The organism is Pseudoroseomonas sp. WGS1072 (assembly GCF_049340465.1).
In the GTDB taxonomy this organism is placed as follows: Bacteria; Pseudomonadota; Alphaproteobacteria; order Acetobacterales; family Acetobacteraceae; genus Pseudoroseomonas.
This window is the reverse complement of record NZ_JBMPSU010000002.1, coordinates 305,291-318,941: the sequence shown is the minus strand read 5'-3', so window position 1 is coordinate 318,941 and position 13,651 is coordinate 305,291. Positions and strand designations below refer to the sequence as shown.

General features: G+C 73.2%; 12 protein-coding genes. 3 read left to right on the top strand and 9 right to left on the bottom strand.

Annotated elements, in window-relative coordinates:
* Positions 1-33 precede the first annotated feature (33 nt).
* Positions 34-1,197, bottom strand: coding sequence for an ABC transporter substrate-binding protein (locus ACF3NH_RS19545; protein ID WP_422925257.1), 1,164 nt, complete (start codon positions 1,195-1,197; stop codon positions 34-36).
* Between the two features lie 144 nt (positions 1,198-1,341).
* Here ACF3NH_RS19545 and ACF3NH_RS19540 point away from each other — a divergent pair, with 144 nt between their 5' ends.
* The gene (locus ACF3NH_RS19540) at positions 1,342-2,526 is read left to right on the top strand and encodes a M20 aminoacylase family protein (RefSeq protein WP_422925255.1); all 1,185 of its coding nucleotides are present in this window, start codon (positions 1,342-1,344) and stop codon (positions 2,524-2,526) included.
* Between the two features lie 16 nt (positions 2,527-2,542).
* On the opposite strand, the gene ACF3NH_RS19535 is transcribed toward ACF3NH_RS19540, so the two are convergent.
* The 7 genes from ACF3NH_RS19535 to ACF3NH_RS19505 all read right to left on the bottom strand — a co-directional run bounded on the left by ACF3NH_RS19535 (position 2,543) and on the right by ACF3NH_RS19505 (position 8,539).
* A complete protein-coding gene (locus ACF3NH_RS19535; protein ID WP_198366657.1) occupies positions 2,543-3,514 on the bottom strand; it encodes an ABC transporter substrate-binding protein in 972 nt (323 codons plus the stop codon).
* Positions 3,511-4,638 (bottom strand): LLM class flavin-dependent oxidoreductase, encoded by a 1,128-nt coding sequence (locus ACF3NH_RS19530; protein WP_198366656.1) that lies wholly within the window; start codon positions 4,636-4,638, stop codon positions 3,511-3,513. Before ACF3NH_RS19530 ends, ACF3NH_RS19535 begins: the two co-directional genes overlap by 4 nt.
* A 15-nt stretch (positions 4,639-4,653) precedes the next feature.
* Entirely contained in the window at positions 4,654-5,787 is a 1,134-nt protein-coding gene (locus ACF3NH_RS19525; protein WP_422925252.1) for an acyl-CoA dehydrogenase family protein, read from the bottom strand.
* Positions 5,788-5,929: 142 nt separating this feature from the next.
* Positions 5,930-6,424: an Lrp/AsnC family transcriptional regulator gene (locus ACF3NH_RS19520; protein ID WP_304621603.1), complete on the bottom strand. Its 495-nt coding sequence runs from the start codon at positions 6,422-6,424 to the stop codon at positions 5,930-5,932.
* A 13-nt stretch (positions 6,425-6,437) separates the two neighbouring features.
* Positions 6,438-7,220 carry a YoaK family protein gene (locus ACF3NH_RS19515; RefSeq protein WP_422925250.1) on the bottom strand — a complete coding sequence of 261 codons (783 nt, stop codon included), beginning with the start codon at positions 7,218-7,220 and terminating at the stop codon, positions 6,438-6,440.
* Positions 7,220-7,570 carry a chaperone modulator CbpM gene (locus ACF3NH_RS19510; protein ID WP_198366653.1) on the bottom strand — a complete coding sequence of 117 codons (351 nt, stop codon included), beginning with the start codon at positions 7,568-7,570 and terminating at the stop codon, positions 7,220-7,222. Before ACF3NH_RS19510 ends, ACF3NH_RS19515 begins: the two co-directional genes overlap by 1 nt.
* Positions 7,571-7,573: 3 nt before the next feature.
* Entirely contained in the window at positions 7,574-8,539 is a 966-nt protein-coding gene (locus ACF3NH_RS19505; RefSeq protein ID WP_198366652.1) for a DnaJ C-terminal domain-containing protein, read from the bottom strand.
* Positions 8,540-8,689: 150 nt separating this feature from the next.
* On the opposite strand from ACF3NH_RS19505, the gene ACF3NH_RS19500 reads away from it, so the two are divergent.
* Complete coding sequence (locus ACF3NH_RS19500; protein ID WP_422925247.1) at positions 8,690-10,015, top strand: DUF1800 domain-containing protein; 1,326 nt, start codon at positions 8,690-8,692, stop codon at positions 10,013-10,015.
* Positions 10,012-11,229, top strand: coding sequence for a DUF1501 domain-containing protein (locus ACF3NH_RS19495; RefSeq protein ID WP_422925245.1), 1,218 nt, complete (start codon positions 10,012-10,014; stop codon positions 11,227-11,229). The genes ACF3NH_RS19500 and ACF3NH_RS19495 overlap by 4 nt, the downstream gene beginning before the upstream one ends.
* A gap of 65 nt (positions 11,230-11,294) precedes the next feature.
* On the opposite strand, the gene ACF3NH_RS19490 is transcribed toward ACF3NH_RS19495, so the two are convergent.
* The gene (locus tag ACF3NH_RS19490; RefSeq protein ID WP_422925243.1) at positions 11,295-13,601 is read right to left on the bottom strand and encodes a glycosyltransferase; all 2,307 of its coding nucleotides are present in this window, start codon (positions 13,599-13,601) and stop codon (positions 11,295-11,297) included.
* Positions 13,602-13,651: the final 50 nt, after the last annotated feature.

The following is a 13,651-nucleotide window of genomic DNA, read 5'->3' as shown; positions in this document are numbered from 1 at the left end:
TGGCGCCGGCGCGTCCCCTCAGGCCGCGCCCCCTCAGGCCATGTCGGTCCAGTAGGTCCCCTCCATCGGGACCGTGGCGAAGCGCTCGTTCAGCACGGCCTGGCTGGCCGCCGGATCAAGCGCCGCCGCGGCCTGCGGATGGAACCAGCGGGCCATGGCTTCCACGGCGATGACATGGGTCGGCGAATCATTGAAGCCGTGCCACAGCGCATGCGCCCGCCCACCCTGCACCGCCGGCAGGCTGCCCAGGTTCTGGCGGCGGATGACCTCCTCCAGGCTGGCACGCGCCGCCGCCGCCTCGACGCCCACGCCGAGGCTGACCCCGCCGCGCCCTCCGAAGGGCCCGCCCGTGGCCACATAGACATCCGGATTGCGCGCCAGCACGGCTTCGAGGTTGAGTTGCCCGGTCTCCGCCGGCAGGGTCTCGGCGCCGATGTTCCGCCCGCCGGCCGCCTGGATCAGGTCGTCGAAGACCCCGCGCCCGGGCGAGTAGCAGCAATCCGTGCCGCCCGCATGGACGTGCATGAAAACCGAGGGCCGCGACGCGGCTCCGGCGAGCACGGTCCGGACCGCCTGCATGCGGCCGCGATGGAAGGCCAGCAGCGCCTGGGCCTGGGCCTCGCGGCCGATCAGCGTGCCGAGTGTCTCGAGGCTCGGCTCCGTGTCGCGCAGCGGCGCGATGAAGAAGTCGATGACGGCGGCCGGAATGCCGGCGGTTTCCAGACTCCGCAGCAGACCCTGCGCCCCGGCCTCGCCCAGTGCCATCAGGTTGCGGCGGCTCAGCAGCACGAGGTCCGGCCGCGCCGCCAGGATCATCTCCAGCGAGGCGCCGCCCAGGTTCTGGCCGAGGTTGGGCAACTGGTCGAGCGCGGGGAAGCGCTGCCGGTACTTGGCGTATTCCCGCGCCTCGCCACGCCGCATGTCCTCGCTCCAGGCGACGACCAGGCTGGCGGGATCGGGATGCAGGAGATTGAGCACCGCCAGGTGCCGCCCCTGCCCCAGCACCACCCGGCGCGCCGGGCGCGGCAGCGCCACTTCCCGCCCCAGCAGGTCGCGGGCCCGCACCGGCGCCTCGGCCCGCGCCAGCCGGGGCGTGGCCAGAAGCGGCGATGCCAGGAGGGGGATGGCCATGCCCGCCGCGCCGCTCAGCAGCCGGCGCCGCGACAATCCCGTCCCGCCCGCGCATCCAGCCGCCATGCCCTGCCCTTCCATCATGTTCCTGCCCCGCGACCATAGCCGCGCGCCCGCGGCGCACAAGCCACGCCGCCGGTTTGACAGCCCCGCGTGGCGAGGGCGACGATGCCGGCCATTCAGATCGCCAGCGAAGACCGACGGACCCCCATGGACAATGCCCTGCTCGACGCGCTGAGGCGTCACGAAGCCGAATTCATCGCGCTGCGCCAGGATCTGCACCGCCATCCCGAACTCGGCTTCCAGGAGCATCGCACCGCCGGCATCGTCGCCGGCAGGCTGCGCGACTGGGGGTTCGAGGTGACGACCGGCCTGGCCGGCACCGGCATCGTCGGCACGCTGCGCGGCCGCCGGCCTGGGCAAGGCGCCATCGCGCTGCGGGCCGACATGGACGCCCTGCCGATCCGCGAGGCCACCGGCCTGCCCTATGCCTCGGAGCGGGACGGGGTGATGCATGCCTGCGGCCATGACGGGCACACCGCCATGCTGCTGGCGGCCGCCCGCCACCTGGCGGAGAATCCGGATTTCGGCGGCACGCTGCACGTCATCTTCCAGCCGGCCGAGGAGAATCTCGGCGGCGGCCGCGCCATGGTCGAGCAGGGTCTGTTCGACCGCTTTCCCTGCGACGCCGTCTTCGGCCTGCACAACGAGCCGGGCCTGCCGGTCGGGCATTTCGCCACGCGCGCGGGGCCGATGCTCGCCGCGATGGACAGCTGGGCGGTGGAGTTCCGGGGCACCGGCGGGCACGGCGCCATGCCGCACCGCGCGACCGACCCCACCCTGGCCCAGGCGCAGTTCCTGCTGACGCTGCAGGCCGCCATCGGGCGCAACATCCCGGCGCTGGAGGCGGCGGTGATCAGCGCCGGCTACATCTCGGCCGGCACGCCGGCGGCGCCGAACGTGATCCCCGCCAGCGTGGCGCTGGGGGGCACGGCGCGGACCTTCCGGTCAGAGGTGCGCGACATCCTGGAGCGCCGGCTGCGCGAGCTGGCTGAGGCCGCCGCCCTGGCACAGGGCTGCACCGCGACCATCCGCTTCGAGGCCGAGTATCCGGTGCTGGTCAATTCCGCGGCGGAAGCGGCGCGCGCCGCCGATGCCGCCGCCGCCCTGGCCGGGGAGGCCGCGGTGCGGCGCGAGGCGGCGCCGATCACCGCCGCCGAGGACTTCGCCTACATGCTGCAGCGCAGGCCCGGCGCCTTCATGATGACCGGCAACGGCACCGGCCCGGATGGCGTCCTGCGCCCCGTGCACACGCCGCTCTACGACTTCAACGACGCCGCCCTGATCCATGGCGCCGCCTATTGGGTGACGCTGGCGCGGCGGGAGCTGGCCTGAGCCCTCGCCGGCCCGCTCAGGCCGCGTTGCCGGCGCGGATCGCCTCGGTGAAGGAGGCGTCCAGCAGATCGGCCGCCGCGATGCGCCGCCGCACCAGCCGGGCGCGGGTGTAGAGGTCGATGTTGCGCTGCTCGTCCGCCGCCACGCTGTCGTCGATCGGCACGACGCGGGTGCGCGCGCGGGCGAACCAGTGCTCGGCCACCGGCTGCGGAATGTTCATCAGCGCCGACCAGGACCGGGCATAGGCCGGGATATTGGCATTGGCCCAGGCCCGGGCCTGCGCCAGGCGGCGGACGAACTCGGCCAGATCGTCGCGCCGCGCCGCGATGGCGTCGTCCCGCGCCGCCTGGAAGGACAGGCCCGGCGTCAGCTGGCCGCCATGCACCACGCGCCGGCCGCCGGCCAGCACCTCCTCCTGGCTGACATAGGGCTCCCAGGTGGACCAGGCATCGACGGCGCCGCGCGCATAGGCCGCCTTGGCATCGGCCGGCAGCAGGAAGACCAGCTCCACCGCGTCGGTGCCAAGTCCGGCCTCCTCCAGCGCCGCCAGCACCAGCTGATGGCCGATGGAGCCGCGCCCCGTGGCGATCTTCCTGCCCTTCAGATCATCGAGGGAGCGGACCGGGCTGTCCTTCGGCACCACGATGGCCAGCCCCTCGCGGTTCTCCCGCGTGGCGGCGATGGCCTTGGCCGGCACCCCGGCGGCGGCGCCGAAGGTGAAGGGGGCATCGCCCACCAGCCCGGTGTCGATGGCGCCGGCATTCAGCGCCTCGACCAGCGGCGCGGCGGCGGGGAACTCGCTCCAGGCGAAGCGTTCCTCGACGCCCTTCAGCACCCCCGCCGCTTCCATCACGGCGCGGGCATTGCCGCGCTGGTCGCCGACCCGCAGGGGCGTCTGCGCCCGCAGGAGGCGCGGCGCGCCCAGGCCCGTGGAAAGCCCCGCGCCAAGCGCGGCACCGGAAAGGATCAGGCTGCGGCGGCGGATCATTCGGCGGCCACGCCCTGCTGCTGGCGGGCCAGCCGCTCCGCGACCAGCCGGCGCGTGGCCGGCAGCAGGGAGCGGCCATACTCCACCGCGTCCTCCAGCGGGTCGAAGCCGCGGATCAGGAAGGTGGTCACGCCCAGCGCGTGGTATTCGAGGAAGGCCTCGGCCACCTGCTCGGGCGTGCCGACCAGGGCGGTGGTGTTGCCGCGCGCGCCGGTCTCCCGCGCGATGGCGGTGTAGAGCCGCCCCTCCGGCCGGTCGCCCAGGGCGGCCGCGGCCAGCAGGCGCTGCGAGCCGGCGTTCTGCGGCTGGCCGTTCGCCGGACCCAGCGCCGCCGCGCCGCGCACCCGCCGCACCTCGGCCAGGATACGCTCCGCCTTGGCCCAGGCGGCCTCCTCCGTCTCGGCCAGGATCGGGCGGAAGGACAGGCTGAAGCGCACCTGCCGCCCATGCTTCGCCGCCTCGGCGCGCACCCGCGTCACGATCTCGCGCACCTGGGCCTGCGTCTCGCCCCAGAGCGCATAGACATCGGCATGCCGGCCGGCGACGCGCAGCGCCGCTTCCGAGGCACCGCCGAAATAGACCGGGATGTGCGGGCGGCGGACCGTCCGGACCTCGGGCGAGGCCCCCTTGATGCGGTAATACGCGCCCTCGTGATCGACCGGCTGCCGTGCCGTCCAGATCGACTTCAGGATCGAGACGTACTCATCCGTGCGGGCGTAGCGGGAATCCTTGTCCAGCCAGTCGCCGTCGCGCGCCTGGTCGGCATCGTCGCCGCCGGAGATGACATGGATGGCGGCGCGGCCGCCGCTGAGCTGGTCCAGGGTGGCGAAGGCGCGGGCGGCGGTGCTGGGCGCCTGGAAGCCGGGCCGGTGCGCCACCAGGAAGCCCACCTTCCGGGTCTGCGCCGCCAGCCAGGAGGCCAGTTCCAGCCCGTCCGGGCCGTTGCTGTACCAGCCGATCAGCATGCGGTCGAAGCCCGCCTCGTCATGCGCGCGCGCCGAGGCCAGGAGATAGGCGGGATCGATCGCCTCGCCCTGCGCCGGATGGATCTCCGACTGCTCGCGCGGCTGGATCATGCCGATGAATTCAAGGGCGCCCGTCGGGTTCGGGTCGGTCTGGGTCATGGCGGATCTCCTCTGTCAGGCCAGCCCGAGGGCGGCCCGCCCGGCGGCGAGCCAGGCACTGTCGGGTTGCGGCGTATGGATGCGGGCGCACAGCACATCACGCAGATGCCGCTCCAACGGGTTGGCACGGGCCAGCGCGTGATTGCCGCAGAGCGCCACGGCCTGCTGCACCACGGCGATGGCGTTCTCCGCCGCCAGGGTCTTGATCAGGCCGTAATCGGACACGGCCATGCTCTCGCGCCGGGCGGCATCGGCCACCAGCCGGTCATTGGCCAGCAGCAGCGCCTCGATCCGGCCGACCGCCTCCTGCATGCGGGGCAGCGTGGCGAGCGGCGCGCCCAGGCTGGCCGGCGCGCGCTGGCGCAGGAAGTCGAGCAGCCAGTCGCGCGCGGCCTGCGCCACGCCGGTATAGAGCGCCGCGATCAGCAGGGTGTTCCAGGCGACCTGCTCGGCATCCGGGCGGCCCCAGGCGGCGGGCGGACGGAAGTCGATGGCATGGTCGAGGGGCAGCAGCACCTCCTCGAAGACCACATCGTGGCTGCCCGAGGCCCGCAACCCCGCCTGATCCCAGCTCTCCTCGATGCGCAGCCCGGCGGCGCCGGCCGGAACCAGCGCGATGCCGGTGCGCGGCTCGGCCTCCTCGGTGCGGCACCAGACCAGCATCCAGGACAGCGCCGGCGCGCCGGTCGAGTAGATCTTGCGGCCGTTGAGCCGCCAGCCCTCGGGGGTGCGGCGCAGGGTGGTGGCGGGCAGGCCGCCGCGTGCCGGCGTGCCAAGCTCGGGCTCGACCCGCAGCGCATTGACCAGTTCGCCGCGCTCGACCGCGCCGCGCCCGAGCAGGACGCGCAGATGCTCCGGCCAGCCGGCACTGCGGGCGATCGCCTGATGCTGGATGAACTGCATGGCCAGCACCAGCGCCGTGGCCGGGCAGCCGCGACCGATGGCGCGCACCACCGCGACGGCGCGCGGCAGCCCGGCGCCCTCGCCACCCTCCTGCGGACGGACGGTCAGTCCCAGCAGGCCGGCCTTGTGGAGCGCGGCGAAGTTCTCGTGCGGAAAGCTGCCCTCCCGGTCATGCGCCGCCGCCCCCCTGGCGAAGGCCTGCGCCAGGGTCTCGAGGCTGTCGGGACGATAGGACAGGCCATCCATGCGAGCGGAACCTTCCGATAGGGCGGGGCGAGACGCGAGATCGGAAGGTAGGCGCGCTGTATTTACCGATAAATAGGCGCTATTTTCGAATTCTGCGGCGCAGGGAGATGATTATTCCCCGAAGCCGGCCCGCCGAGGAAATCTATCCCTCATCGCCGCCGCGCCGGCGGAAGGCACCGGCCTCCAGCGGCAGGGCGGTGGTGTGCTTGATCCGCTCCATGGCGAAGCGCGAGGTGACGTTGCGCAGCGGGACGCTGGCGATCAGGCGCTTGTAGAGCCTGTCGAAGGCGGCCATGTCGGGCACGGTCACCCGCAGCATGTAGTCGACCTCGCCGGCCATGCGGTAGACCTCCATGATCTCGGGGATCTGCCGCACCAGCGTGGCGAAGCGCTCCAGCCATTCCGGGGAGTGATCGCCCGCCTCGATGGCCACGAAGACTGAGAGGCCGAGGCCCACCTTGTCCGGCGCCACCAGGCCCACCCGCCCGGTCAGCACGCCCGCCGCCTCGAGCTTCTGGATGCGCTTCCAGCAGGGCGTCGGCGACAGGCCCACCCGGTCGGCCAGTTGCGCGATCGGCAGGGTGGCGTCCTGCTGCAGCAGCGCCAGAAGTTTCTGGTCGATCTCGTCCATCAACATCGGAGGATGGTCCTCAGCCCTGGGCCTGATGCCGTTGCAGCGCCGCCGGGGAGAGATCCGGGCGCACCACGGCATTGGCCAGCAGGAGCAGGATGCAGGCCAGCGGCACGCAGGAGACGAAGCCGAGATGGCCGAAGCTGAGCGCCCCCGCCACCCCGCCGCCGAAGAAGCTGGCCAGCAGCCCCAGGAGCAGGCGCAGCTTGGCCCGGTCGGCGCGGATGAAGGGGCGGTCCGGCGTCCGGCGGTCGCGGTTCCAGTAGACCAGCTTGCCGAGCTCGATGCCGATATCGGTGACGATGCCGGTCACATGGGTGGTGCGGATGCGCGCGCCAGAGATCTTGGTGATGGTGGCGTTCTGCAGCCCCATCAGGAAGCAGAGCAGGGGCACGGCGGGGATCGCCACGCGCTCGCTCTGCGCCCAGGCGCCCAGCAGGCCGAAGGCGGCGAGCAGCGCGACCTCCAGCAGCAGCGGCGCGGCGAAGGGATTGCGCCGGAAGCGGCGGCGGCCCCAGTTCACCAGCAGGGCCGCGGTGGCCGCGCCGCCGAGGAAGGCGAGCAGCGCCACGAGCCCGCCCAGCATCAGCGCCACGCCGCCCACCGCCAGATGGTCCGCCATGGCGGAGACATTGCCCGACATGTGCGAGGTGTACTGCCCGACCAGCATGAAGCCGCCGGCATTGATGGCGCCGGCGATGAAGGTGAGCGTCAGGCCGAACTGCGCCTCGCTCGCCTCGGCGATCAGCAGCCGCGGCCCGGGGCGCGCGGCGTGGCGCTCCTCCCCCCGCCCCGCCGCCATCACCCTGGGCCTGCCCCTTCGGCCCCGGCCTCGGCCATCCGCAGGGCCGCCAGGATACGGTCCCGCGTCCCGGCATCGGCCGCGTCCAGCGCCGCGCGCAGGCGGCGCATCTGGCGGCGGGCGCTGTAGAGCTGGTCCAGCAGGGAGAGCACGACCGGCATCGCCTCCTCATCCAGGGCCAGGCCCTGGCGCAGCTCGTGGATCAGCCGGGCGCGCGCCACGTCGATCTCGCGCAGGCGGTAGTGGCCGGGGCCGCCCTCGGCGCGCAGCCAGGCGCGGCCGATCCAGAGTTCCACCTCCTCGCCGCGCAGCCCCTGGATGCTGTGGCAGAGAGTCTCGATGGTGATCATCGCCTAATCCACCATGCCCTGTCGCGGATTGAAGGGGTGTTCCGCACTCCACTCCCGCAGGAAGTCCTCCAGCCGCTGATCCACCTCGCCCCGGACGATGCGCAGGGAGACATAGGCATCGCCCGCCGGCCGCCCGCCGTGCGCCGGCACGCCGCGCCCGCGCAGCCGCAGCCGGGTGCCGCTGTCGGAGTGGCGGGGCACCGTGACGCTGACCGGCCCGCCCGGCGTCGGCACCGTGATCCTGCCGCCGAGCACGGCCTCGGAATAGGTCACCGGCACCTCCAGCTGGATGTCGTTGCCCTCGCGGCGGAAGATGGCGTGCGGACGGATGCCGATCTCGATCAGCGCGTCCCCCGCCTTGCCATCCGGCCCGGCGGCGCCGCCCTGGCCGCGCAGGCGCAGGATCTGCCCTTCCTCGATGCCGGCCGGCACCCGCACCTCCAGCGTCTTGCCGGTGGGCAGCGTCAGGCGCTGCGTGCCGCCGTTCACCGCGTCGAGGAAGTCCAGCTCCAGCCGGTAGTGCTCGTCGCGGCCCTGGCGGGGACCGGCGCCGCCCCGGCCCGGGCCTTGTCCCGGCCCCTGGCCTCTGCCGAACAGGTCGGCGAAGATGTCGCCCAGATCCTCAGGGTCGAAGCCGGCATAGGCGCCGGAGGCACCCGCGCCCGCCGCGCCGGGCCGGTAGCGCGGCCCCTGCCCGCCCTCGGCATAGCTGCGGTAGGAGGCGTGTTCCGGCTGCCGCTCCTGACCCGCCGCGTCGATCTCGCCGCGATCGTAGCGGGCCCGCTGCTCCGCGTCGGACAGCAGCGCATGCGCGGCCGAGGCCTCCTTGAAGCGCTCCTCGGCCGCCTTGTCCCCGGGATTGAGATCGGGGTGGTGGCGCTTGGCCAGCTTGCGGTAGGCGGAGCGGATCTCGTCCTCACCCGCCGTCCGGGCCACGCCCAGCACCTGATAGGGATCCTTGGCCGCCATTCCTGTCTCAACTCCGTCGGCGGCCGCCGCGATGCCGCCCTGCCTCTCCTTCCAAGATAGGCGCGGTCACGCTGGAATGAACAGCGGTCGCGGCGCTGCAACATTCTGTGGCTGGACGGAAGCCCTGTTGGACTTGCTACCCTGGCGTGCATGTCCTCCGCCGCTTCGCCTCTGCAAGCCGAGATCCGCTTCGGCCTGGGCCTCCGGCCGGATCGCCCTCCGCCGGCCGATCCCCTGGCCTGGCTCGACGCCCAGCTCGAGGCGCCGGACCGCGCGCCGCCGGCCCCGCCGGGACGATCCACGCCCGGCGATCTCGCCGAGGGCTACCGCATCTGGGCGGAGCAGGATGCCATGCGGCCCTTCGAGCCGGGCCAGAAGCGGCCGCTCGAGCTCTACTTCGTCGATGAGGCGAGCACCGCGCTCGGCTGGCGCATCGACAGCGAGGCACCCTATCGCGAGCGCCTGGTGGCGTTCTGGACCAATCATTTCACCGTCAGCAAGCGCGGCGGCACGGGGGTCACGGCGGCGCTGCCCGACTTCGTGCGGCACGCCATCCGCCCGCATGTCACCGGCCGCTTCACGGAGATGCTGCTGGCGGTGGAGCGGCACCCGGCCATGCTGAGCTACCTCAACCAGAACTCCTCGGTCGGCCCGAACAGCCGCTTCGGCCGGCGCAGCGGGCGCGGGCTGAACGAGAACCTGGCGCGCGAGATCCTGGAACTGCACACCGTCAGCCCGGCGGCCGGCTATACCCAGGCGGATGTCACCGCCTTCGCCCGGCTGCTCACCGGCTGGGGCGTGCAGCGGAACCGCGAGCCCTTCGGCGCCGTGTTCCGCGTCGCCAACCACGAGCCGGGCGCCAAGACGCTGATGGGCCGGCGCTTCGAGGAGGGCGAGGCCGCCAGCGAGGCCGCGCTGCGCTTCCTGGCCGAGCATCCGGCGACGCACCGGCACCTCGCCGTCAAGCTCGCACGGCACTTCGTGGCCGACGACCCGCCGCCCGCCGCCGTGGCCCGCATCGAGGCGGTGCTGCGCGACACGGGGGGCGACCTGCTGGCCGTGTCCCGTGCCCTGCCCCGCCTGCCGGAGGCCTGGGCGCCGCCCCTGGGCAAGCTGCGGGCGCCGCAGGACTACATCGTCGCCGCCCTGCGCGCGTGCGGCGCCGAGGGCGAACGCCTGGCCCGCTTCGCCTTCGGCGCCTGCCACGCGCTGAACCAGCCGCTCTGGGTGGCGCCGCAACCCAATGGCTGGCCGGACCTGGCCTCGGCCTGGCTGGGACCCGAGCCGCTGCTGCGCCGGCTGGACTGGTCCTACGACCTGGCGGGCCGCTTCACCCGCGCCGAGCCCATGGCGCTGCTGGAGGCGGCACTCGGCCCCCTGGCCTCGGCCGAGACGCGCGCCGCGGTCCGGCGGGCCGGCGCCCCGCGCGATGCCATCGCCCTGCTTCTCGCCAGCCCGGAGTTCCAGCGCCGATGAGCCAGACGAATCCTCATCTGCCGCGCCTCGGCCGGCGTGGCCTGCTGCTCGGCCTCTCCGCCCTGGCCGTGGCGGGCAATGCCCGCCTGGCCCTGGCCTCCGGCGCCCCGCCGGCCAGCCATGCCGAGCGCCGCCTCGTCGTGGTGCTGTTGCGCGGGGCGATGGACGGCATGGCCCTGCTCGCCCCCTATGGCGATCCCGACTACCGCGCGCTGCGCGGCGCCGTCGCCCTGCCCGAGCCGGGGCAGGAGAATGGCCTGCTGGAGTGCGGCGGCTTCTTCGGCCTGCATCCCCGGCTGGGCGGGATGCACCGCTGCTTCCGGGAAGGGTCTCTGCTGCCGATCCACGCCGTGGCCGGCCCCTACCGCAACCGCAGTCATTTCGAGGCGCAGGACATGATGGAGAGCGGCACCGACCACCGGCTCTCCTCCGGCTGGCTCAACCGCGCCCTGGCCGGCCTGCCCGCGCGGCCGGCCGGACGGCCCGAGGCGGCACTCGCCCTCGGCCTCGACCTGCCGCTGCTGATGCGCGGACCGCAGCCGGTGGGCATGTGGGCGCCCCCGCGCCGGCTGCGGCCGGATCCCGACCTCTACGCCCGGATGGCGGACCTGCTGCATGCCGATCCGCTGCTGGGTCCCTCCCTTCGGGAGGGGCTGCGCGGGCGCGGCTATGCCGAGGGCGTGCTGGGCGGGGCGCCGCCGGCCAAGGGCGGCTTCGCGGCGCTGGCCGGCACCGCCGGACGGCTGCTGGCGGCACCGGGCGGGCCGCGCGTCGCCGCGCTGGAGATGGGCGGCTGGGACACCCACGTCGACCAGACGCGGCGCATGGATCCCGTGCTGGGCCAGCTCGACGAGGGGCTGATGGCCTTGCGCGAAACGCTCGGCGAGGCGGCGTGGAACCAGACCGCCATCCTGGTGATGACCGAGTTCGGCCGCACCGCCCGCGCCAATGGCGACAACGGCACCGATCATGGCACCGGCGGCGCGGCGCTGCTCGCCGGCGGCGCGATACGCGGTGGCCGGGTGCTGGCGGACTGGCCGGGCCTGGCGGAGTCCCAACTCTACGAGAAGCGCGACCTGCAGCCGACGCGGGATCTGCGGGCCATCGCCAAGGGCCTGTTGCGGGATCATCTCGGCCTCGATGCCAGGGCCATTGCCGCCGCCTTTCCGGACAGCGGCGAAGTGGCACCGGAGGCGGGCCTGCTGCGGGGCTGATCGCCTTTGGCTTCCAGCCTTAAAGGACCGTCATAAGAACTTGATTCTGAAGTATTTTCCGTGGATCAGGCGGCGGCGGCCTCCCGCCGCTCCGCCCGGGCCAGATCGGCCAGGGACCGGAGAGCCTGGCCGGACACCGCCCGGCTGAACTGCCGCCGTCCCAGCCGGTAGGCCGCCTCCGAACACTGCTGCCGGACCGTGGTGTCGGTCAGCAGCAGATGGAGCTCCGCCACGAAGTCGCGCCGCGAGTGGGCCAGGCGATAGGCGCCGGGCTCGCCCCCCTCGATGCCGTGCACCGCCTCCTGCGTCACCACCGCGGGCAGTCCGCGGCAGAGGTATTCCACGGTCTTGATCTTCAGGCCTCCGCCATAGAAGACCGGATTGATGCCGATGTCGGCGGCATCGAGGAAGCCGTCGAGATCCGCCACGGCGCCATGCAGCACGACGCGGCCGGCCGTCGCGGCCGCCGCCCCGAGGGAGGCGCAGACCCCGCCGGCGACGTGCAGCTCGGCCTCATGGCCGTGGAAGCAGGGCCAGACCTGTTCCAGGAACCAGCGCAGCCCGTCGCGGTTCATCGGGCTGTCGCCGCCGACGAAGGCGACACGCCGCGCCGGCCGGCCGGCATCGTGCCGGCAGCGGTGCGGCAGGCTGTGCGGCAGGTAGAGGGCACGCCCCGGCAGGGCGTCGGCAAGGAAGCGATGCTCGGCGGCCTGGATGGCCAGGACCAGGGCGAAGCTGTCCATGATGGCCAGCTCCTCCTGCACCGAGATCTGCAGGTGATGGTCCAGCCCGAAATGGGCGAAGTTCTCCGCCCGCAGCGACATCACGTCATGCGTGTCGAGCACCGTGAGGCGGGGCAGGCCCCGCGCATGGCGCAGGTAGCTCAGCCGGATGTATTCCAGGATCACCGCCTCGCAGGGATGCGCCGCCAGATGCGCCTCCAGCGCGGCGAAGAAGACGCGGGCGAAGTGGCGCCTCTCGAAGCCCTTGAGCAGCGGAGACGACTCAATCCACGCGACACCCGGAAGGGCGTAGTCGCGGAAGGAGAAGACCCGGCCCCGGCCACCCACCACGCGCCGGGCCGCCGCCCGCTCCGCCGGGCTGAGGCTGCGCAGGACCAGCAGGTCGAAGTCGAGCCATTCCCGGCCGACACGCAGCATCTCGCAGATGCGCGCGTGGTTGCCGAGCTTCTCCTCCCAGAACGGCAGATCCGTGACCAGCAGGACGCGCGGCCGGTCCAGGGCCAGGCGCAGCGCGGCGGGGGAGCGTAGGATGCCCATCTGCCGCTCGACGGTCGCGGCGTAGCGGTGGAACAGGCGCCGGCTGCCCTCGGCCACGCGCTCCCGGAAGGCGGGTTCGGCCAGGAAGCGATGCAGCGCCGGGGCCAGGGCGGCGGCATCGGCGGCGGCGTGGAACGGCTCCTCCGGCTCTAGCCCGAGCAGGGCGTCGGCGGTGCCGATCAGCGGGCAGCCATGCGCCAGCGCCTCGACCGACTTGATCTTGAGCCCGGTGCCGCCCTGGTGCGGATTGAGCGCCAGGTCGAGCCCGGCATAGAAGGGCGCCGCCTCGGCGACGGGCCCCGCCACCTCGAGCGGCCCCTCCAGCCCCGCCGTCGCCTGCCCCGCACCGCCGCCGATCCGGATCCTGCCGCCCTCCCGCGCCACGGCGTCCAGGTCGAGCGCCTGCAGGAAGGCCTTCAGCGCCGCCTGGTTGATCGGGTTGGCGCTGCCGAGATAGCCGGCCACCCCGCTCCCGCCGCCCTCCCGGCGCGGCGCCGCATCGGGAAGCGGATCGGGCACGAAGCCGAGCGTCACCACCGCGGCGCGGGTGATCTCCTCGAGCTGCGCCCTCTCCTCATCCTGGATGGCCAGGACCAGATCGGCGCGGTCCAGGCCATGTCCTTCCTCCGCCGGGGTGGTGTAGAAGAAGGCGGGCGGGAGGCCGAGGGCGCGCAGCCGCTCCTGCCGGCCCGAGAAGACGTCATGGCTGTCGATGATCTTCAGCGTCGTCTCGGGAAAATACTCCAAGGCCTTGCTGAGGAACACATATTCGACCAGGACCGCGTCGTAATGCCGCTCGGCCGCCAGCTGCGCCAGGGCCGCGGCGGCCGGCGGCTGGAACCAGTCGTCGATGCCATACACCTCGCCCAGGCTGCGCCGCTCGGCGGCCCGGTCGTGCGGCAGCAGGATCACCTCATCCCAGGCGCCCCGCATCGCCGCCAGATCCTCCTCGGCGACGGCCTCGCGTGCGATGAAGCAGAAGTCGATGCCATGGCCGAAACGGCGCAGGCCGCGCAGCAGCGCCTGGATCCGTTGCCGGTTGCCGGCATTGGCGGGATGGCTCGGTGTCGGGGAGATGACCAGGAAACGCATGGAACGGTCAGCCATTTCCTCAACGAAGAGACGCGGAACCACGCAAAGTC

Coding starts and splice junctions, on each gene's coding strand:
- ACF3NH_RS19490 (WP_422925243.1), bottom strand. CDS start 13,601: ATGCGTTTCCTGGTCATCTCCCCGACACCGAGCCATCCCGCCAATGCC.
- ACF3NH_RS19545 (WP_422925257.1), bottom strand. CDS start 1,197: ATGGCGGCTGGATGCGCGGGCGGGACGGGATTGTCGCGGCGCCGGCTG.
- ACF3NH_RS19500 (WP_422925247.1), top strand. CDS start 8,690: ATGTCCTCCGCCGCTTCGCCTCTGCAAGCCGAGATCCGCTTCGGCCTG.
- ACF3NH_RS19520 (WP_304621603.1), bottom strand. CDS start 6,424: ATGTTGATGGACGAGATCGACCAGAAACTTCTGGCGCTGCTGCAGCAG.
- ACF3NH_RS19535 (WP_198366657.1), bottom strand. CDS start 3,514: ATGATCCGCCGCCGCAGCCTGATCCTTTCCGGTGCCGCGCTTGGCGCG.
- ACF3NH_RS19495 (WP_422925245.1), top strand. CDS start 10,012: ATGAGCCAGACGAATCCTCATCTGCCGCGCCTCGGCCGGCGTGGCCTG.
- ACF3NH_RS19540 (WP_422925255.1), top strand. CDS start 1,342: ATGGACAATGCCCTGCTCGACGCGCTGAGGCGTCACGAAGCCGAATTC.
- ACF3NH_RS19525 (WP_422925252.1), bottom strand. CDS start 5,787: ATGGATGGCCTGTCCTATCGTCCCGACAGCCTCGAGACCCTGGCGCAG.
- ACF3NH_RS19510 (WP_198366653.1), bottom strand. CDS start 7,570: ATGATCACCATCGAGACTCTCTGCCACAGCATCCAGGGGCTGCGCGGC.
- ACF3NH_RS19505 (WP_198366652.1), bottom strand. CDS start 8,539: ATGGCGGCCAAGGATCCCTATCAGGTGCTGGGCGTGGCCCGGACGGCG.
- ACF3NH_RS19530 (WP_198366656.1), bottom strand. CDS start 4,638: ATGACCCAGACCGACCCGAACCCGACGGGCGCCCTTGAATTCATCGGC.
- ACF3NH_RS19515 (WP_422925250.1), bottom strand. CDS start 7,220: ATGGCGGCGGGGCGGGGGGAGGAGCGCCACGCCGCGCGCCCCGGGCCG.